This window comes from Bradyrhizobium sp. USDA 3397 (assembly GCF_054060965.1).
Genome location: NZ_JBSSDS010000001.1, coordinates 1,631,585 through 1,650,562, shown reverse-complemented (window position 1 = coordinate 1,650,562; position 18,978 = coordinate 1,631,585). Strand labels below are relative to the sequence as shown.

Genomic DNA, 18,978 nt, shown 5'->3' with positions numbered 1-18,978 from the left:
TTGAGGGATCTTCCAACAAAGGCGCGTTTCAGGGGCAGAAGCCATGATTGACTTTGGACGGCGGGGGGTATTCCCCCCGCCCGCAAATCTCTATCGAATTCCATTTCTTCACATATCAGGACTCTGGTCAGCCGGACGGCAGTGGGCGGAAAACGCTCAACGGCGGACGTCGCAACTGATCGGCCGGGCAAAGGGCCTGATCGAAGTGCTGCGGCCACGGATATTCCCTGGTCGACCCCGGCCAGTGGATCACTATGACGAGTCGCAGTCAGAATTGTCGGCGTTCCTGCGGTCTTGCCGCCGGATTTTCTGGGCGCTAGCGGCCTTCAGCGGCATGAGCAACCTACTCATGCTCACCGGCTCGTTCTTCATGCTGCAAGTCTATGATCGGGTGCTGCCCGGACGCAGTATACCGACTCTTGTCGCTCTGTTGGCTCTGGCAACGGTGCTCTACCTGTTTCAGGGCGGGCTCGACTTCGTCAGGAGCAGGATCAGCGCCCGGGTGGGCCGGTATTTCGATGAAAGTCTCGGGGTTCGCATCTTCGACGCTCTTGTTCGCCTGCCTTTGAAGACCAGAGCGGATGGCGACGGCCTGCAGCCGGTACGGGACCTCGATCAGGTCCGCAGCTTCCTGTCGAGCGGAGGGCCGACGGCGCTCTTCGATCTGCCCTGGATGCCGATCTATCTCGGCGTCTGCTTCCTCTTTCACTTCTGGATTGGCATCACTGCGCTGGCTGGTGCGTTGGTGCTGGTCGGCATTACGATGCTCACGGAAACGCGTACCCGAGGTCCGGCAAAGGCGAGCTCGCGTCTTGCCATTTCGCGAACGGCCCTCGCGCTCGAGGGACGGCGCAATGCCGAAGTTCTGCAGGCCATGGGTATGCGGCAACAAGCGGCTTTGCGTTGGCAGGATGCCAACGCAAAGTACCTCGCAGCCCATGAACGGGCCAGCGATGTCGCAAACGGACTCGGTGGTGCCTCGAAGATTTTCCGCGCGATCTTGCAATCGCTGGTTCTTGCCGTTGGCGCCGTCCTCGTCATCAACCAGGAATCGACGGCTGGCATCATCATTGCCGGATCGATCCTCACCGCGAGGGCCCTTGCGCCTGTCGAAATGGCAATTGCGAACTGGAAGGGGTTCGTCGCGGCGCGCCAATCGGGACAACGGCTTGATTACTTGCTGAAACTTCTCCCTCAGGAGGAGGAGCGGTTGGCATTGCCTGCGCCTGTTGAAACCCTTAGCGCCGAGAACCTCTATATCGGTGCTCCGAACTCCGAAAGACCCACTCTCAGCGACGTGTCATTCCAGCTGCGGAGTGGGCAGGCGGTCGGAATCATCGGTCCGAGCGGATCCGGCAAGTCGACGCTGGCGCGTGCGCTGGTTGGGGTGTGGCCGTGCATTCGAGGCAGGATCCGGCTCGACAACGCCGCCCTCGATCACTGGTCTTCGGACGACCTCGGCAAGCACATCGGTTATCTGCCCCAGGACGTAGAATTGTTCGACGGCAGCATTGCGATGAACATTGCACGCTTCGACCCGGACGCAACCGCCGCCGCTGTTCTGGAAGCCGCCCGTGCCGCGGGCGCGCATGACCTCGTGCTCTCACTGCCGGACGGGTACAGCACGAAGATCGGCGAGGGAGGGCTGGCGCTGTCGGCGGGGCAGCGGCAGCGTATCGGGCTTGCGCGCGCCTTTTACGGCAAACCCTTCCTGGTCGTGCTTGACGAACCCTCTTCCAATCTCGATGCGGAGGGCGAGGAGGCCCTGACCGAGGCGATCCTGAACGTGCGACGCCGCGGAGGGATTGTGGCCGTTGTCGCTCATCGGCCGAAGGCGCTGGAAGGTGTGGACCACGTATTGTGCCTCGGCGAAGGCAGAGTTCAGTCCTTCGGCAAGCGAGAGGAGGTTCTCAAGAGGGTGCTGCGGAATCCGGTGCCGCTGAAGGTCGTCGCGGAAGCTCAAGGAGGCGGCCGATGAACGGTCAGGTAACGCCGGCGTTGCAGTCCATCCAACGTTACATGATCGTCGGAATGATCATGTTCGCTATGGTGACCTTTGGGGTCGGCGGCTGGGCGACGACTTCCCAGTTGTCGGGCGCGGTGATCGCGCAGGGCGTGGTCGTGGTGGATTCGAGCGTCAAGAAGGTCCAGCATGCCACGGGTGGAATCGTCGGAGAGTTGCGGGTGCGCCAGGGCGATCGGGTGAATGCAGGCGACATCCTGATCCGCCTCGACGAGACGCAGACGCTCGCGAATGCAACGATCGTCACGAATAGCATTGACGAACTGCTGGCGCGGCAGGCCCGTCTCGAGGCCGAGCGCGATGGTGCCGAGCAGGTCGTGTTTCCAAAGGTACTGCTCGACCGGGCCAAAGAAAGCAACTCCGAGGCGAGCCGTGCAATCGCCGCGGAGCGGAAGCTGTTCGATCTGCGTCGTCAGGCGAGGAGCGGCCAAAAAGCGCAGTTGCAGGAGAAGAGTGCGCAGTTGGAGAACGAAATCAAGGGCTATATGGGGCAGACGGAGGCCAAGCAGAAGGAAGTGGAATTCATCCGACAGGAGCTGGAGGGCGTGCGCAGCCTCTGGCAGAAGAACCTGGTGCCGATCACCCGGCTCAATTCCCTCGAGCGCGACTCCGCCCGCATCGAGGGCGAGCGCAGCCAGCTCGCAGGAATGATCGCTCAGTCGAAGGGCAAGATCTCCGAAATCGGACTCCAGATCATTCAGATCGACCAGGACCTCCGAACCGAGGTCGGCAAGGACTTGATCGAAACCCGCTCGAAACTCTCCGAGCTGGGCGAGCGCAAGACTGCGGCGGTGGATCAGTTGAATCGGGTCGATATCCGGGCGCCACAATCCGGTCGGGTCCACGAGCTCAGCGTCCATACGGTCGGGGGGGTGATCTCTCCGGGCGAGCAAATCATGCTGATTGTCCCTGACGCGGACTCGCTCGCGGTCGAAGTCAAGATCGCACCGAAGGATATCGACCAGGTCTACGTGGGGCAGACCGCGACAATGCGCTTCGCAGCATTCAACCAGAAGACCACGCCCGAAATCGACGGCGAGGTCAGCATGGTCTCGGCAGACATCACGCAGGATCAGCGTGCCGGCACGAGTTACTACACAGGCCGCGTCTTGCTGAAGACGGAAGAGCTGGCGAAGCTCGGCTCGGCCAAGTTGCTGCCCGGCATGCCCGTCGAGGTCTTCATCAAGACGGCAGGGCGGACCGCGCTGTCCTACCTGCTCAAGCCGCTACACGATCAGGCGCAGCGCGCATTCAAAGAGCGCTGAGCCCTTGCTGGGTGAAATGACACAGCCCCGAGTGCACGCGCACTCGGGGCTGCAGATCAGCGACCACCGAGGTCGCGATCAAAAAAGGTGATGCGTTGGCCGCATCAACGAGCACCGAGCTGACGACGAGCCCCTGCAATGCGCCTGGAGGTGGACGGCGTGGCTTGAGGGGGCTCTGGCCGCCAGGAACGAGCCACAAGGGTGGACAGCTTTCGCACCTTCGTCAGGCTTGATTGGGCGTGTCTGAGCAGCCGCGAGAGATTGGCTGGGGTGAGTCTGGCCGTACCCACCCACGTCGTCAGCGGCGGCAGCAAAGCCCCTGCGCGCGCACGGACCGAGTATGGCGCGGGCTTGCTGTGTTGGCCGGCGGACCTGCTAACCGCCCGGCGGTGCAGCCCGCTCAGCACATCCATTCGCTTGCTGTGCAGGGTCATCGCTGTGACGAAGACAAGCAGGATAGCTTCAGCCCCCAGAATGACGAGCAGTTCTTCCGGCATGCGCAATCTCGATGTGAGGCGGAGAAGTTGTTCGGAATACGATGTGCCGAGGGGCGCATTGAATCAACGATTAATTCACCGGAATCGTTAAATTGTCGCCTTAATTCTGAGCGCGGCCGAGCAACTCATAGCGGCCGGCGATGCGGTCGCAACGGGACGCGTATGCGGGCCATCTGGTGGCCGTACTGATAATGCGCGAGCGAATTATTTTGGTTTGGCTATAATATTTAATTGACAATTAAATAGGATAAATTAATGAAGATAATGTGGTTGCCGCGGGACTGACGGTGTCAGCCCGGCCAGCGGATCCGAGCCTCAGTTTTGCGTTTGCGAGGGGATCGGCAGATGTATCGAACCTTCGGCTCCGTCGTGGCGGTCGCTATCATGCTCGGAGGAGTTCAATGGGCAGGAGCGGGGCGCCTGTCTTTGCCGGCGACGCCGCGGGCAGGGCAGCACATCGAACTGGGAAACCCGACGCTGCCGCCCCTTGCGTACACCGTGTTCTGCCTGCGCTACGAGGCGGAATGTCTTCCGCCGCGCTCGTTTCGAGGCGGGCCGATCCGGCTGACCGAGGACCGCTGGGCGGCTCTGCAGGAGGTCAATCGCGCGGTCAATCTCGCCATCGTGCCGGCGCGCAACGAGCTCGGCCTTGCCGGCGAGGAATGGGTCATCAACCCCAAGCACGGCGATTGCAATGACTACGCGGTGAGCAAGCGCCACGAATTGCTTCGGCGCGGCTGGCCTGCGCGAGTCCTGCTATTGAGCGAAGTCGTCGTCAGTTCCGGAGAGCACCACCTCGTGCTTCTCGTGCGCACGCGAAATGGCGATTTCGTCCTCGACAATCTCTCACCCGAAATCAAACCATGGTCGCAAGTTCGCTATCGCTGGGTTCGGGTGCAAATGCCACGGCACATTCTTTGGGCGAGAACCGACGGGAAGGGAGCGTGAGCCCGACAGCCATTCAATGAAATGTCTCTGGTTAAGATCGCCTGCGGTCTGTGGCACGCGCAATCCGCATGGTCGCAATCGTTTGAAGGGGAAATCCGTGAAGAAAGTAACGCGTTGGCGAGGCTTTGGCTGGGCGCAGATAATCGCCGGCTTGTGTTACGCCGGTTCCGCACTGGCGGATCAATCACTTTCCACCAGCCAAGCGCCAGGTCCTGCCTCCTCGCCTTCGCCTTTTCCTGCTCCGGCGTCGACTCCTCCACTCTCATTTGATGACGCCCGCTTTGCTGGAAATGCCTCCGAGCCATACACCCGTTACGGGAAGTTCTTCAGCAACGGTGAAGTCGTCGAGCATCGTTCCTGGGATCACAACAACGATGGAAGCTCGGTCGTTTGCGGCGATTGCACTCTGAAAAATTCGCGGATTCGATCCAACGAGGGATTCCGGTGTATTGGCACCGACGGTGCTGGCGGCATCAAGATTGATGGCGTTTACATCGAGACCAAAGGTCTGCCGGGCGATCACGCAGACGGGCTTCAGTGTTATGATCCTGGCAAAACCAACACCATCACGGTTCGCAATACAACATTCAAGACCTATAACAACACCAATGCAACGGCCGGATTCTTCTATGCTGATGGACTAGGGGGCTCAGTTAGCTTTGAGAACGTCTTGTTCTGGGGTGGACCGTATGGGTTGCGAATGCATCCCGATGGCATGAACGTCGCCGTCTCCCTGAAGGATGTGTATTTCGTTGGCCCGTTCCTATACGGCGCATTTCTGATCAACAATGCGGGCGGCGGAACGATGACGATCACCAAATGGGAGAACGTCAGGAGTGCAACCATCGTCAATGGCCGGCTCGTCCCGGGCAGTTTGCTTCCTCAGCCTCGGATCCGCTGATCCATTTTCCTGCCAGGCCCCCGCGCTTTTGGACGCTCGCGGCTTGCATCCTCGGATTAAGGTCGCTCGTTATGAAATATCAGCTTGCAAATTAAACCAATTTAATAATATAAATGTTTAATTCGTGAGCTCCGGTAGGTTATGCCATACAGAAGACGAGGAGAGCTGTCGTTTCCATTTGAGCTGGGCTTTTGGAGTGGAGGCGCGTGGTAAAATGGTACGCGATCCGGGGTCGCGCGCGGCGTTGGCGACCTTCGGAAGGACGAGCTGACAAGTCGCGCTCGAGCAAGTTGGTTGTCGAAGATGGGTTCGGTCGAACATTGAGCGGGAGTGGGTCCTGACGTATCGCACGAGACTGAATCCCATGCCGGATGCCATTTATCGAGCCGCTGAGCCCGACATTTCGATCATCATCGTGAGCTACAACACGCGCACCATGACGCTCGAATGTATTCGAACGATCTTGGCACAAACAACGACGGTACTCTACGAAGTCATCGTTTTCGACAACGCTTCAACAGACGGATCTCCGGAAGCCATTCGCGCGAACTTCCCTCAGCTCGAGCTCATCGCGTCGCAAGAAAATCTTGGGTTTGCCGGCGCCAACAACATCGCCGCGATGAGGGCGCGGGGGCGCCGGTTTCTGCTGCTCAACCCGGACACCCTGATCTTGGATCACGCAATCGATCATCTGCATGAGTTCGCCGATGCGAATCCGCGCTTTGGGATCTGGGGCGGGCGCACCGTGCTGTCTGACGGCCGTTTGAATCCTGGCTCCTGTTGGGGAGATGCCACCTTATGGAGCATCTTCTGTTTTACTACTGGTCTGACCAGCTTGAAGCGCAGCAGCGCGGTTTTCAATCCCGAAGGATACGGTGGTTGGAAGCGTGACAGCATTCGTGCAGTCGACATTGTCACGGGCTGCTTTCTTCTCATAGACCGCGAACTTTGGAAGCAACTTGACGGCTTTGACCCCGAGTTTTTCATGTACGGTGAAGAAGCGGACTTGTGCCGCCGGGCGCGCAAGCTTGGTGCATCCCCGACCATCACGCCTGCAGCTACCATCATTCACTACGGCCAGTCTTCCGAGCCCGATCAAGCAGAGCAACGCATCAAGGTCCTTGCCGGCCGGATCACGCTGCTGCGGCGTCACAATTCCGCTGCGACGATTCTCGCAGGCAAGTCACTGTACATGATGCTTCCCCTCCTGCGCTTGCTTGCGTACGGAACGGCCGGCCTGGTCTCCGGCAGAAGTGATTTGCGTGAAAAGGCGCGAAACTGGCGCTATGTCTGGCAGCATCGCCAACGCTGGGTGAATGGCTGGAGCAATGTCGGCGTGAGGAGCGCGCGCGGCAATCCGCGCAACAACCTGTCAGAGGAGATAGCTGCTGTGGAACGTCCGTCAGGGGACGCGTTATCCCGCTCGCGCCGGGGATAGCCACCGATGCGGCGCGACGTTACCATTGTGGTCTATCATCATATCGCGGACTATGAAGACCCGTTAACCAGCAAGCTTGGAGTTGTTACAAGGCCAGAGGTTTTTGAGAAGCACGTCAAGTATTTCGTGCGTCATTTTGACGTGGTGAGCGGATCGGACCTTGTAAGCGGCGCTCTGCCGCGTAAACCTTTGCTGATCACCTTCGATGACGCATATCGCTCGGTCCTCGATACCGCAAGTACTGTCTTGAAAGCGGCAAACGCACCTTCGCTGTTCTTCGTCAATCCGACAACGTTGCTCGGAAGCAGATTGCCAGTGGATAACATCCTTTCGTTGGCAGCGGTGGTGCTCGGTAAACAGCAACTGATAGCTCTCCTGAACATCAACGAAACCGGAACAACATCAGTCTCTAGGTTCATCGCCAACGTGATTTCAAAATGGACTCAGGCGCAAATTGCGGAGGCGAAGCAGCAGCTGTGTACCGCAATGGGCACCAACGAATTGGAGCTCCGGCGTACATCGAAGCTCTTTCTTGATATCACCGACATCAAGCGGTTTGCGAGCTTAGGGATTGAAGTAGGAAACCACTCGATGAGCCACACGTTCTTCCGTTCGCTTTCATCGAGCGAGTTGGAGACCGAGATCGTGCAAAGCCGAGAGCTTCTGGAGAAATTATCCGGACAAACGGTTCAATGCCTAAGTATTCCTTATGGGAATGCATTGGACGCGACCGAAGGTGCGCTGCGCGCCGCACGGCGTAATCACAAGGCGATCTTTCTGGTGCATGCGAAAAGCAACCGCTTTAAACCGGCGGCTGACATTTTCTATCGGATTAGCCTGGGGAACGCCGCCCCAGAAGAGATTCCCTTCAAGCTCCGGATTATGCCTGTACTGCGGTGTGCGAGAGATTGGCTATGGTAGCTGCGCAGCCCGAACAAAAGAGAATAGTGATTCTGACGCGGGATGGCCCAGAACATCGCTATGTCGCAAACATGCTTTGCGCTGGACTCTCCATTGACCGCATCATTGTGGACCGGTCGACACGGAGGACAAGACTGCGGCGCGCCGTACGGAAAGGGTTAGTGCACTTCTTAGGAAAAGCAACCCGTGCTGTGTTTCTCAAGTTGATTCGAGACGATGAGGCCCGAACTCGGTCACTTGAAAGTCTGTTGGGGCAAAAGGCTCAAGCATTCTATGCATCTGATCGAATCGACTATGTCGAAGGCATAAACGGCGCCGAAAGCTTGGAAGTCCTGCGGCAGAGGCGCCCCGATGCGATTCTTATTTACGGCACGTCGGTCGTGAAGAATGCGGTCCTCGACTCTGCAAGCGATATGTGTGTCAACCTGCATACAGGTATTAGCCCCCAGTATCGCGGAACCGCGTGCAGCTTTTGGCCTGTAGTCAACGACGAGTTGGACATGCTCGGTGCGACCATTCATGAATGCACGTCCGGTGTCGACAGCGGGCCGATCTTTGAGACAGTGCATTCGAGATACGAACCAGGGGACGACTTGCATACGATTTTTGGCCGAGCCGTGATGGTCGGTGCCGAAGCGTATGTACGAGTGGTTCAACGCTATGTGGCGGGCACCTTGAGCGGAGTTTCGCAAGATCTCAATCTTGGGCGCGAGTACCGTGGGGCCGATTTAACCATTGGTCCGGAATTGGTGGCGCGATGCCGGCTCGCCCGTCTGAGGTCCATCGCCGAAACCTCGATCATTGGTCAAAACGACAGGGCAGTTCGCTGACGGGCGATCGTGCAAAAACTCGCCTTACCGGCCGAAGTCGTCGTTGAGGGCGGCGCCGACTAGCCGCCCCAGCAGATCGTCATCGATGAACGAAAGCCGTGACCGGCGTCTACTAGGACGACGCTGCGAGCCCCAGCGCCGTAACCGCTGAGGGGTCGACCCAACGTCGGATAGTGCCATCAATCAAATTGGCCCCGTACATCCAGCCATCGGGACCCTTCTGCATGTCGACGATGCCTTGTACGTTGTCCACCAACTGGACGCTGGTGACCTGCCGGCTTGCGTTCAAGGTCGCAGCGAAGATCGTTCCGTTTTGGACATCGTCGAAAAAAATGGTGTTCTGATTGTAGAAATCTCCCGCGGTAATCACGTGGGCATTGTCGGGAGCCCCGTGGCTTAGAGACAGGATCGGAAATACGGCGGGCGGGTCTGACGTATTGTTCCGATTGCCATTGTTATAGAAGGTGATCGCCTGCGCGAGATTTTGGTAGCTGCCGGTCCTGTCGGGGCCTTCGAGATAGGGCCATCCGAAGTTCGAGCCGGCTGGCCCCGTATTCAGCTCTTCCCAGCTGTTCCAGCCCACATCTCCGAGCACGGGAAGATTGGTAACTGGATCGAAGCTGAAGCGGTACGCGTTGCGAACACCGTAGTAGAACACCTTCGACGCATTGCTGTTTGGATCGCTTGCCTGATAGAACGGATTGCCGGGCACTCCCTCACCTGTAACGGGATCGATCCGCAACAACTTGCCCGATAGATTGTGGATGTCTTGGACGCGCACTCCCCGGGGGTCGACGAAGTTGTACGACACGCCATCGCCGACGGTGAGGTAGAGATAGCCGTCCGGGCCGAAATGAACAGCGCCTACGCCGTGCGAATCGCTATCAGTCGCCAGATAGTCACGAATGTTTTGGTTCTGGATGCCGGTCCGGTCCGGATCGTTGTCCTGCGATCCACTCTCGATGTGGCTCGCCGGAGCTGTGATCGTGGTGCCGTTGACGATACCGGAAGGGGCGATGCTCGGATCGCCTGTGCTGTTTACGTCTGGACGGCTCGTATAGGCCCAGATGCTGTTCTTTCCGACCAGCACTACCTCGCTCGCCGGATCGGCAATCATTGTGGTTGGGTCAACGGTGACCCTCACCAGGCGAGCAGGTCGGTTGCCGGCCTGATCGGGGCCGGCAAGGCCGGGCTGGCCCGCCGTCTCGGGTGGATCGTAGGTATAGAGCAGGTAGACATAGTGGTTCGTTGCGAAATTCGGGTTCACCGCGATACCCAGCAGTCCGCGATCATTGACGCCATTTACCTCGCTCGAAATGTCGATCAGCGGAGTTGATCGAAGTTCTCCGTTATCCACCACCCGCACCACGCCGTCCTTCTGGGCAACCAGCATGTAGCGGCCGTCTGGAGTCCAATCGATCGCCGTTGGCCCGCCGGCATACCCCTGGCCCAGTCCCGTCACGTACGTCTCACCCGCCAGATTGCCGAGATCGGGGTTGTCATTATCCAGGATCTTCACGGTCGTCGTCGTCTCGGCGCCGAGAGTGGCGCCGGTCGGGTTGCTCAAGGTGACCGTGAAGGTCTCGTCATTCTCCGGCGTCGCATCGTTGATGATCGGGACCGTGATCGTCCGGGTCACCTGGCCAGCAGCGAAAGTCACCGTGCCTGACGAGGCGCTGTAGTCGGAACCCGCGAGGGCGCTGCCGTTGCTTGTCGTGAAGCCGACAGTAGCGGTTTGACTGGTGCTGCCGCTGCGCAGCAGCGTAATCGTTGCCGTCTGTGTATTCTCGGTAACGCTTATCGCCGCGTCCGCCATTGAGATCGCGACGGGCGAGTCGTTGTCGATGATGGTCACGAGCACTGTGCGCGGGGTCCCGAGGGAGCCGGAACCGGGATTCTGAAGCCCGACCGCGAACGTCTCGTTACCCTCGGTGAGCTGATCGTTCACAATTGGGATAGTGAAGCTCTTGGTGCTCTCCCCGGGGTTGAAGACGACCTGACCGGTGTTCGACCGGCCATTAAACGAGGGCTGGATGAAGTCCTGGCCCGCCGTAGCTGTGCCACCGGTGCCGATTTCGTTCGTCGTGTACTCCACGGTCGCTTGAGATTGGAGGTCGCCGGAGCGTACGACGGTGATAGTAGCCATCCCTCCCGTCTCACTGACATAGACAGTGGAACTGCTAAGTAGCGAGATGACGTTGCCCGCGGCGAACACGACGTCGCGGAAATAGTTTGCATTCTGATAGACGTTGGTGGGGAAGGCGCCCTTGGACAGGTCGAAGACGCCGGCACCGACCGGGGCGTTCAGGCCGCCATTGCTGATGGGTGAGGCGAAGCCCTGCGTGGTGGAGACGTAGGAGCTGTTGATGTTGACGGAGACGATGTAGGTCGTGCCGGCCTGGATGGTCAGCGGCGTGGCGAGCGCCTGCTGCTGCCAGCCCGATGCGCCTTCGTTGGTAAACGTGACCGTCGCCAGCTCCTGGCCGGTGGCCGACCAGATGTGGCCGATATGCGTGCCCGTCTCGCCCGGGGCCCTGTAGTACCGGATTGCCTGGATCGAGCCGGAGGTGTCGCTGGTGAAGCGCATCCCCAGCTCATAACCTACTCCGTCGTTGGCATTGGTGATGACAGGCGTCTGGGTGGTGAACAGCGTAGTGGTGGCACTCGCAGCGGCAACCGTCGCCGTGGCCGCGCTGGTCACATTCTCGCTGGCGCCGAGCAGGTCGGTGTAGGTGGCATTCACGCGGATCCGCTTGCCGACCAGGCTGCTGTCGAGGGTGAGGCTCGAGGTCGTGGCGGCCAGGTTCGTCCAAGTGGTGCCGTCGGGGCTGCTCTGCCAGTGATAGGTGATGCTGGCGGGCGCGCCGTCGGGGTCCGTGACGCTGGCCGTCAGGGTCTGGTTCTGGGCGGCGGTGCCGTTGATCGTGACAGCGCCGGGGTCGTTGACGTTGGCCACTGTCGTGGCGGTCGCGGTGCTCACCGGGGCCTCGGTGCTGCCCGAGAGGTCCGTGTAGCTGGCGGTGACACGTATGAAGCTGCCGACCTGGGCCTGCCCGAGGACTAGCGTGCTCGCGGTCGCGCCACTGATGTTGCTCCACGAGTTGCCGTTCGCACTCTGCTGCCACTGATAGGAGACGGTGCCCGGCACTCCATCCGCATCGCTCACGGTCGCGGTCAAGGTCTGGTTCTGCGTCGGCGTCCCGCTGACGCTTACCGCACCGGGGCGGTTATTGGGCTGTGACGAGCCCGCAGCGAACACGACGTCGCGGAAATAGTTTGCATTCTGATAGACGTTGGTGGGGAAGGCGCCCTTGGACAGGTCGAAGACGCCGGCACCGACCGGGGCGTTCAGGCCACCATTGCTGATGGGTGAGGCGAAGCCCTGCGTGGTGGAGACGTAGGAGCTGTTGATGTTGACGGAGACGATGTAGGTCGTGCCGGCCTGGATGGTCAGCGGCGTGGCGAGCGCCTGCTGCTGCCAGCCCGATGCGCCTTCGTTGGTAAACGTGACCGTCGCCAGCTCCTGGCCGGTGGCCGACCAGATGTGGCCGATATGCGTGCCCGTCTCGCCCGGGGCCCTGTAGTACCGGATTGCCTGGATCGAGCCGGAGGTGTCGCTGGTGAAGCGCATCCCCAGCTCATAACCTACTCCGTCGTTGGCATTGGTGATGACAGGCGTCTGGGTGGTGAACAGCGTAGTGGTGGCACTCGCAGCGGCAACCGTCGCCGTGGCCGCGCTGGTCACATTCTCGCTGGCGCCGAGCAGGTCGGTGTAGGTGGCATTCACGCGGATCCGCTTGCCGACCAGGCTGCTGTCGAGGGTGAGGCTCGAGGTCGTGGCGGCCAGGTTCGTCCAAGTGGTGCCGTCGGGGCTGCTCTGCCAGTGATAGGTGATGCTGGCGGGCGCGCCGTCGGGGTCCGTGACGCTGGCCGTCAGGGTCTGGTTCTGGGCGGCGGTGCCGTTGATCGTGACAGCGCCGGGGTCGTTGACGTTGGCCACTGTCGTGGCGGTCGCGGTGCTCACCGGGGCCTCGGTGCTGCCCATGACGTCCGTGTAGCTGGCGGTGACACGTATGAAGCTGCCGACCTGGGCCTGCCCGAGGACTAGCGTGCTCGCGGTCGCGCCACTGATGTTGCTCCACGAGCTGCCGTTCGCACTCTGCTGCCACTGATAGGAGACGGTGCCCGGCACTCCGTCCGCATCGCTCACGGTCGCGGTCAAGGTCTGGTTCTGCGTCGGCGTCCCGCTGACGCTTACCGCACCGGGGCGGTTATTGGGCTGTGACGAGCCCGCAGCGAACACGACGTCGCGGAAATAGTTTGCATTCTGATAGACGTTGGTGGGGAAGGCGCCCTTGGACAGGTCGAAGACGCCGGCACCGACCGGGGCGTTCAGGCCGCCATTGCTGATGGGTGAGGCGAAGCCCTGCGTGGTGGAGACGTAGGAGCTGTTGATGTTGACGGAGACGATGTAGGTCGTGCCGGCCTGGATGGTCAGCGGCGTGGCGAGCGCCTGCTGCTGCCAGCCCGATGCGCCTTCGTTGGTAAACGTGACCGTCGCCAGCTCCTGGCCGGTGGCCGACCAGATGTGGCCGATATGCGTGCCCGTCTCGCCCGGGGCCCTGTAGTACCGGATTGCCTGGATCGAGCCGGAGGTGTCGCTGGTGAAGCGCATCCCCAGCTCATAACCTACTCCGTCGTTGGCATTGGTGATGACAGGCGTCTGGGTGGTGAACAGCGTAGTGGTGGCACTCGCAGCGGCAACCGTCGCCGTGGCCGCGCTGGTCACATTCTCGCTGGCGCCGAGCAGGTCGGTGTAGGTGGCATTCACGCGGATCCGCTTGCCGACCAGGCTGCTGTCGAGGGTGAGGCTCGAGGTCGTGGCGGCCAGGTTCGTCCAAGTGGTGCCGTCGGGGCTGCTCTGCCAGTGATAGGTGATGCTGGCGGGCGCGCCGTCGGGGTCCGTGACGCTGGCTGTCAGGGTCTGGTTCTGGGTCGCGGTGCCGTTGATCGTGACAGCGCCGGGGTCGTTGACGTTGGCCACTGTCGTGGCGGTCGCGGTGCTCACCGGGGCCTCGGTGCTGCCCGAGAGGTCCGTGTAGCTGGCGGTAGCCCGTATGAAGCTGCCGACCTGAGCCTGCCCGAGGACGAGCGTGCTCGCGGTCGCGCCACTGATGTTGCTCCACGAGTTGCCGTTCGCACTCTGCTGCCACTGATAGGAGACGGTGCCCGGCACTCCATCCGCATCGCTCACGGTCGCGGTCAAGGTCTGGTTCTGCGTCGGCGTCCCGCTGACGCTTACCACACCGGGGCGGTTATTGGACTTCACCGGCACGTCAGTTGCACTCCCCAGCTAGTCAGCGTGATCAAATGCTATCTAACGTAGCAACGCCAACTGTGCGGGTTGTAGTTTCGGTCGCGGCTGTCATGTTATTCACAGATAATATTAAATACCATTAAAAATATTAAATCAAAAGCGGATTTTGCCTTGGGAGTAGCGCCGTTCGTCAATTTCTCTTGAGCTTTGAAGAAGCCGGCGCGCGGATCTCGTGCACTCAGCGGGACGCAGCTTCGAACGCACTCGCTATGTCCAACTCTTATGGTTTCATCCGCTTCGCGATCAGGTCGGCGAACTCACCCAGATTCCGCGCCGCCTCGACCTCGCCAACGCGAAATCGGACGCGAAACTTCTGCTCGACGGCGATGACGAGCGAGATCTGCATGAGCGAGTCCCACTCATCGACGTCCGCCGCCGAGAGCTCGGGGGTGGCCGCGACCTTCTCGAGGAAGATTCCGTCGAATACTTCCTGCAACTTCGCCAATATTTCAGCCTGCTTCATAAGCTCTCCGGGCAACATCTATCTTTGTCGAACGCACCTGATACTTCCTCACCTCCAGCTCGAACTCTTTTCGGGTTGCGGAGTCTTCCGTGCGCGCGAAACCAAACTCCTCGTAAACTTCCGCGACGATACCGTTCTTGGTTGTCGGAAGATAAATGCCGCGCACTGTCGTGCAACCGGCCACCTCTGCGAGTCGAAAAATCTCATTCATGATCTCGTCCTCGACCTGGCGCTTCAGCACGCGGCAACTCATGAGCCACGTATCGAGAACGAAGACGCCGCCATCGACCTTTGCAATGACTACGGAGATGAGCCCGGAATCACCGAACTTGTCCTCGAGCCGCATCGTGAAGCACCGGTAGTCCGGCCTTCCCAGCAGTGCCTTGATCTCAGTCTCGGACCGACGCGTCGTCGTCAGGTTGAACTGGTTGCTGCGCGCGATCAGCTGGGCGATGCGAGGAACGTCGAGCGAATCGAATTCTTTGATCGTGCCTCGCATCTCAAGCGAGGCGAGGTAGGCAGGCATGTCGGTGACGCTCGCTGCGAGTTCTGCGCGTCGCCGTTCTTGCCTGTACTGCGCAGTCCGTTCGAGATCCTCCTCGGTGACGGTCCGTGGCTCGAAATGACGTCCGGCCTGGATGCGAACGATGAATTCGGCGGGGTCCGGCCCGAGGAGTACACCTGTCACCAACGGTTGAAACTGGCGCACGATCTCGATTTCCGCCGGGTTGTCGTCGGCAAACACGAAGCTGTCCAGGCCAAGGCGGAGTTCCTCCGCGATTCTCTGCAGGTTGTCGGACTTCGGGTCCCAATTGGCTTTGAAGGCCGCGAAATGCTCGAGCCGGACAACCATCTCAGGATGCTTCTCGAATACCTCGATTGCGCGTGCATGGTCGTTCTTGCTGCATACCGCAAGCAGGACGCCGCGTTGGGAAAGTCCAAGCAGGTATCTCTGGAAAGCCTTGAACGCTTCACCACGGGGGGACGAGTCGCCAAGTTCGATTCCCTCGATACCGTCCTCCGCGATCACGCCGCCCCATAGCGTGTGATCGAGGTCGATCGCCAGGACCTTCTTGGGACTCTGCTTCCGGGAGGCGATCAGGTGGCTTAGCTCTTGCGCGATGTCGACGAGAAAGTCAGGTGAGCCGAGCTGCTTCGATTCATACCACGCTCGCGCATCCGCCGCGGCTGAGATCCCTCGCCGCGCCGAGAGGAACTCGACGTCGCAGATCTGCACCTCAGCTGGGGCCCGAAGCCCGAGCTCGAGATTGACCGCCTTTCGGAAACTCCAGTCGGTGCCAAGCGTGCGTGAACGAAACGAGCCGAGATCGAGGTCGCCGGGCAGCGCAAGGTTGGCGAGGATCGCCGCCGCGCCGGAGCGCGCGGTGAAAGTCCGCGCGAGGTTGAGGAGGTGCTCAGCGGCGCAGACTGCGGCTTCGCGCTGATGTTCGACGGCATCGAGGAGCGAGCCGGAAAACCGGCAGTGGCTCGCGTTCGGCAGTATGAAGGCGAGATCCGGCCTGAAGGCGTACAGTGAGCTCGAGCCGTCTAGGATCTCCGAGACGAAATTATCGTACGCGCCGAGGAAACGTTCGCACTCGATTCCACGAATGGCCAGGAGATGTTCAACCAGTTCGTGCAATGGATAAAGGTTGTAGCCGCCTATCAGGGCGAGGCGGAGTCTTGGCTGGACGCTTCCGGGTGCATAAAGCTTCGTCTTTTTTCGAAGGGTCGACAGAAAGAACAGCTCGGAGAAGCTCGTCGCTTGCCGCGAGCGGGCGACAAGATGCCCCCAGAACGTGGCATCGCCTGACAACGCCAGGGACTTGAGTTCGGCATCATTGATGGGCCGGTCCGGCACGGGTACTGCAGCTAGAATGGCGAGCCTCCATTCAGGACAGCGACATCACGTGATTGTCCCCTACATTAAATGATGATATGGCTTGGGTCAATTAAATGAATTAAAGCTTAAATTAAGGTACAATAAATAGATGATGGTGCATGACAGGCCGGAGCCGGTGAGCCCAAATACGCCTTCCACCAAAGCTGAGAATCTGAAGCGGCTTCCCGCAGGAAACAACCTGCTTCTCCGAGAACTTCGGCTGGAGGACTCCGCGCAAGTCATCGCCTGGCGGAACGATCCCGTTCTCGGCAAGTTCCTGACCCGCGAGAAGCTGACCTTGGCTCAGCAGGAAGAGTTTTTCCGGAAATATCAGGCGAGGGTCGACGATTACTATTTCATTGCCGAATTCAAACGCTCGAAGAAGCCGGCTGGCAGCATCGCGCTTGCGAACCTGGATTTCGCGGCGGGACAGGGCGAAGTTGCGCGGTTGATCGTTGATCCTGCCGCGCGCCTTTTTCTGGCAGAGATGTTCGACCTTCTACTTGAATTCGCATTCGAGCAGCTGGGGCTTTCGGCCGTCGTGGCCAATGTTCAAGGCAGGAATAAAGCCGCGAAGAACTTTCATATTCGCCTCGGCTTCCAAACTGAAAAGGTTTCGCCGAAAGCTTGGTGGAACGGCGACGACGTGATTACGTTTCGGATGTCGCGCGCAGACTATCCACGGCTAAAACAGGTCTGGTCCGCGCTGCTCCTCGATGCACGAGAAGGTTAAACTGTTGGAGCAACCCGCCAGAGTCCGTTCGACGCCGCCCGTCTCCCTAGGCTGCCAGGGAAGGGAGGAGCAGCGCATGGATTTGCACTTTCATCACGTGGGAATGGCGTGTCGAAAGATTGCGGCGGAACTGCCCGAACTCGCGGTCGTTGGCTACAGTCCTGAAGGCCCCATGTTTGAGGACCCCATCCAGCAGGTTCGGATTCAGTTTGTGTCGGGCGGCGGTCCGCGCCTGGAGCTTATTGAGCCGACCGGCGCACAATCGCCGGTGGCGGGTATCTTGAAGCGCGGCAGCAAATTCTATCATCTTGCTTACGAGGCGGCTCGCTTCGACGACGCGATCGCTTGCTTTAGGGCGCAGCAATATCTTCCTGTATCGTCACCCGCGCCGGCGGTCGCGTTCGACATGCGCCGCATAGTGTTTCTTGCCTCCGCGACGCTCACGCTCGTTGAGCTCATCGAGGCGAGGGCCTAGCGCGAGTTGGCGATTGATCCGGATGCCAGGTAACGATTTGCGCGAGCCCGTCAGACGACACAGCTCCGCTGCGCCGAACCCATTCAGCAGCGCGCAGGCCGCCGGCCTGCAGTCTCACGACCGGCTCGGGGCCGAGGTCGGACAGCAGAATGCCCATGTGCCCCAGTTCCGGAGGCGTTGTTGGCCAAACACCCAACCCGTTTGCTGACAATGCGGTTCGATCCATGTCGCCCCAAAACTGCACGACAATGGCGCCAGGGGGCGCGCACGCAACGAGGTGAGCTGCTTCAGCCGAGCCGATGCGAGGCTCAGCCGCCGGTCGCAGCGCAACGATGATTGCGTCCCATTGGTCATGATACAAGGTCCGGACGTCCTCGAAGACGACCACGCTCGCTCCGGAGCTCACGAGACCGGAGCGAAGCGAGCCAATGAAGTCGTTGTCGCACAGCAGGGCAATGCGATTCTTGTAAGCGGATAAGCCGCTATCGTGCAGTTGCTTCACGCACAGCGGACCGAGGAACGAGAAGATATCGACTGACGGGTGACGTTCGTTCACGCCGACGATTGGAATTCCGCGCCGCAAGCATGCGTCCATGTCGAGGTCCTCGGAGCGAAATTCCCAGGCCTCGAACATCAAGGCGATGACGGCCTCCCTCGGTAGCTCATCAATAAGCGAAGCGGTAAGAGGCCGAAGATGGCCGCTGTTGGTTACGATATCCGTCTGATGGATGATATCGAGGGTGATCTGCTCCAGGATCTCGATGCGATGGGCCACGCCGACGGAATCTGCGAGCTTGAGGGTCTGGTCCCTGGCTTCAGCTGAGGTGCCGTGCTGCGTAGTTTTCGTAAAGGCATAGACGTGCCTGGCTCCGGCCATCGCTGCGAGAACGGCCGTCACGGCATACGCCCCGGTCGCAGCCTCGGTGAGAACCGTCAGTTCCGAAAGGTCTAAGAGAGTTTCGGTGAGGGCGCGGCTCATCAGGGCGCCCAAACGTGGCAATGAGAAGCCTGGTCGGAAGGTGGCGTCGAGGCGAGACCGCAATTGGCCGAATGCTGCACCGGACTCGGCCCCGATCATGAATCGCCTCTCGTTTTCGCCAGTTGGGAAAGCGGCCGTTTGGGCGCATGTGCGGCGACTGCTCTAGCCCCGTTCTGTGCCGAAGCGGCGGCTAAAGAGCGATATCGCATCATTTAATGCAGTTGAAATTACAATAGTTACAAACGC

13 protein-coding genes are annotated in these 18,978 nt (G+C 60.1%); 9 read left to right on the top strand and 4 right to left on the bottom strand.

The features are described from left to right. Positions 1-43 precede the first annotated feature (43 nt). From ACVWYQ_RS07730 to ACVWYQ_RS07700, 7 genes are all read left to right on the top strand, one after another. Positions 44-1,978, top strand: a complete 1,935-nt coding sequence (locus tag ACVWYQ_RS07730) for a type I secretion system permease/ATPase (protein ID WP_456725563.1) — start codon at positions 44-46, stop codon at positions 1,976-1,978. After that, the gene (locus tag ACVWYQ_RS07725; RefSeq protein ID WP_456725562.1) at positions 1,975-3,288 is read left to right on the top strand and encodes an HlyD family type I secretion periplasmic adaptor subunit; all 1,314 of its coding nucleotides are present in this window, start codon (positions 1,975-1,977) and stop codon (positions 3,286-3,288) included. The genes ACVWYQ_RS07730 and ACVWYQ_RS07725 overlap by 4 nt, the downstream gene beginning before the upstream one ends. Positions 3,289-4,130: 842 nt before the next feature. Beyond that, entirely contained in the window at positions 4,131-4,733 is a 603-nt protein-coding gene (locus tag ACVWYQ_RS07720; protein WP_456725561.1) for a transglutaminase-like cysteine peptidase, read from the top strand. Positions 4,734-4,830: 97 nt separating this feature from the next. Next, positions 4,831-5,634 carry a hypothetical protein gene (locus tag ACVWYQ_RS07715; protein ID WP_157287843.1) on the top strand — a complete coding sequence of 268 codons (804 nt, stop codon included), beginning with the start codon at positions 4,831-4,833 and terminating at the stop codon, positions 5,632-5,634. A 364-nt stretch (positions 5,635-5,998) separates the two neighbouring features. Further along, the gene (locus ACVWYQ_RS07710) at positions 5,999-7,072 is read left to right on the top strand and encodes a glycosyltransferase family 2 protein (protein WP_456725560.1); all 1,074 of its coding nucleotides are present in this window, start codon (positions 5,999-6,001) and stop codon (positions 7,070-7,072) included. Positions 7,073-7,078: 6 nt separating this feature from the next. Beyond that, positions 7,079-7,993, top strand: a complete 915-nt coding sequence (locus ACVWYQ_RS07705; protein ID WP_456725559.1) for a polysaccharide deacetylase family protein — start codon at positions 7,079-7,081, stop codon at positions 7,991-7,993. Further along, a complete protein-coding gene (locus tag ACVWYQ_RS07700) occupies positions 7,987-8,823 on the top strand; it encodes a formyl transferase (RefSeq protein WP_157287849.1) in 837 nt (278 codons plus the stop codon). The genes ACVWYQ_RS07705 and ACVWYQ_RS07700 overlap by 7 nt, the downstream gene beginning before the upstream one ends. Before the next feature lie 112 nt (positions 8,824-8,935). On the opposite strand, the gene ACVWYQ_RS07695 is transcribed toward ACVWYQ_RS07700, so the two are convergent. From ACVWYQ_RS07695 to ACVWYQ_RS07685, 3 genes are all read right to left on the bottom strand, one after another. Then, on the bottom strand, positions 8,936-14,158 hold the full coding sequence (locus tag ACVWYQ_RS07695) for a DUF4082 domain-containing protein (RefSeq protein WP_456725558.1): 5,223 nt from the start codon (positions 14,156-14,158) through the stop codon (positions 8,936-8,938). A gap of 262 nt (positions 14,159-14,420) precedes the next feature. Continuing rightward, the gene (locus ACVWYQ_RS07690) at positions 14,421-14,663 is read right to left on the bottom strand and encodes an acyl carrier protein (RefSeq protein ID WP_271540833.1); all 243 of its coding nucleotides are present in this window, start codon (positions 14,661-14,663) and stop codon (positions 14,421-14,423) included. Next, on the bottom strand, positions 14,650-16,524 hold the full coding sequence (locus ACVWYQ_RS07685) for an HAD-IIIC family phosphatase (RefSeq protein WP_404540537.1): 1,875 nt from the start codon (positions 16,522-16,524) through the stop codon (positions 14,650-14,652). Before ACVWYQ_RS07685 ends, ACVWYQ_RS07690 begins: the two co-directional genes overlap by 14 nt. A gap of 130 nt (positions 16,525-16,654) precedes the next feature. Between ACVWYQ_RS07685 and ACVWYQ_RS07680 the strand changes: the two genes are divergently transcribed. Both ACVWYQ_RS07680 and ACVWYQ_RS07675 read left to right on the top strand, forming a co-directional pair. Continuing rightward, entirely contained in the window at positions 16,655-17,278 is a 624-nt protein-coding gene (locus ACVWYQ_RS07680) for a GNAT family N-acetyltransferase (RefSeq protein WP_404540540.1), read from the top strand. Between the two features lie 76 nt (positions 17,279-17,354). Next, complete coding sequence (locus ACVWYQ_RS07675) at positions 17,355-17,753, top strand: VOC family protein (protein WP_404540542.1); 399 nt, start codon at positions 17,355-17,357, stop codon at positions 17,751-17,753. Here the strand turns inward: ACVWYQ_RS07675 and ACVWYQ_RS07670 are convergent. After that, on the bottom strand, positions 17,734-18,831 hold the full coding sequence (locus tag ACVWYQ_RS07670) for a hypothetical protein (protein WP_404540545.1): 1,098 nt from the start codon (positions 18,829-18,831) through the stop codon (positions 17,734-17,736). The two genes, ACVWYQ_RS07675 and ACVWYQ_RS07670, sit on opposite strands and share 20 nt — an antisense overlap. Positions 18,832-18,978: the final 147 nt, after the last annotated feature.

Excerpts from the sequence above, each read along its gene's own strand:
- ACVWYQ_RS07730 (WP_456725563.1), top strand. The coding sequence starts at position 44 with ATGATTGACTTTGGACGGCGGGGGGTATTCCCCCCGCCCGCAAATCTC.
- ACVWYQ_RS07725 (WP_456725562.1), top strand. The coding sequence starts at position 1,975 with ATGAACGGTCAGGTAACGCCGGCGTTGCAGTCCATCCAACGTTACATG.
- ACVWYQ_RS07720 (WP_456725561.1), top strand. The coding sequence starts at position 4,131 with ATGTATCGAACCTTCGGCTCCGTCGTGGCGGTCGCTATCATGCTCGGA.
- ACVWYQ_RS07710 (WP_456725560.1), top strand. The coding sequence starts at position 5,999 with ATGCCGGATGCCATTTATCGAGCCGCTGAGCCCGACATTTCGATCATC.
- ACVWYQ_RS07705 (WP_456725559.1), top strand. The coding sequence starts at position 7,079 with ATGCGGCGCGACGTTACCATTGTGGTCTATCATCATATCGCGGACTAT.
- ACVWYQ_RS07700 (WP_157287849.1), top strand. The coding sequence starts at position 7,987 with ATGGTAGCTGCGCAGCCCGAACAAAAGAGAATAGTGATTCTGACGCGG.
- ACVWYQ_RS07690 (WP_271540833.1), bottom strand. The coding sequence starts at position 14,663 with ATGAAGCAGGCTGAAATATTGGCGAAGTTGCAGGAAGTATTCGACGGA.
- ACVWYQ_RS07680 (WP_404540540.1), top strand. The coding sequence starts at position 16,655 with ATGATGGTGCATGACAGGCCGGAGCCGGTGAGCCCAAATACGCCTTCC.
- ACVWYQ_RS07675 (WP_404540542.1), top strand. The coding sequence starts at position 17,355 with ATGGATTTGCACTTTCATCACGTGGGAATGGCGTGTCGAAAGATTGCG.
- ACVWYQ_RS07670 (WP_404540545.1), bottom strand. The coding sequence starts at position 18,831 with ATGATCGGGGCCGAGTCCGGTGCAGCATTCGGCCAATTGCGGTCTCGC.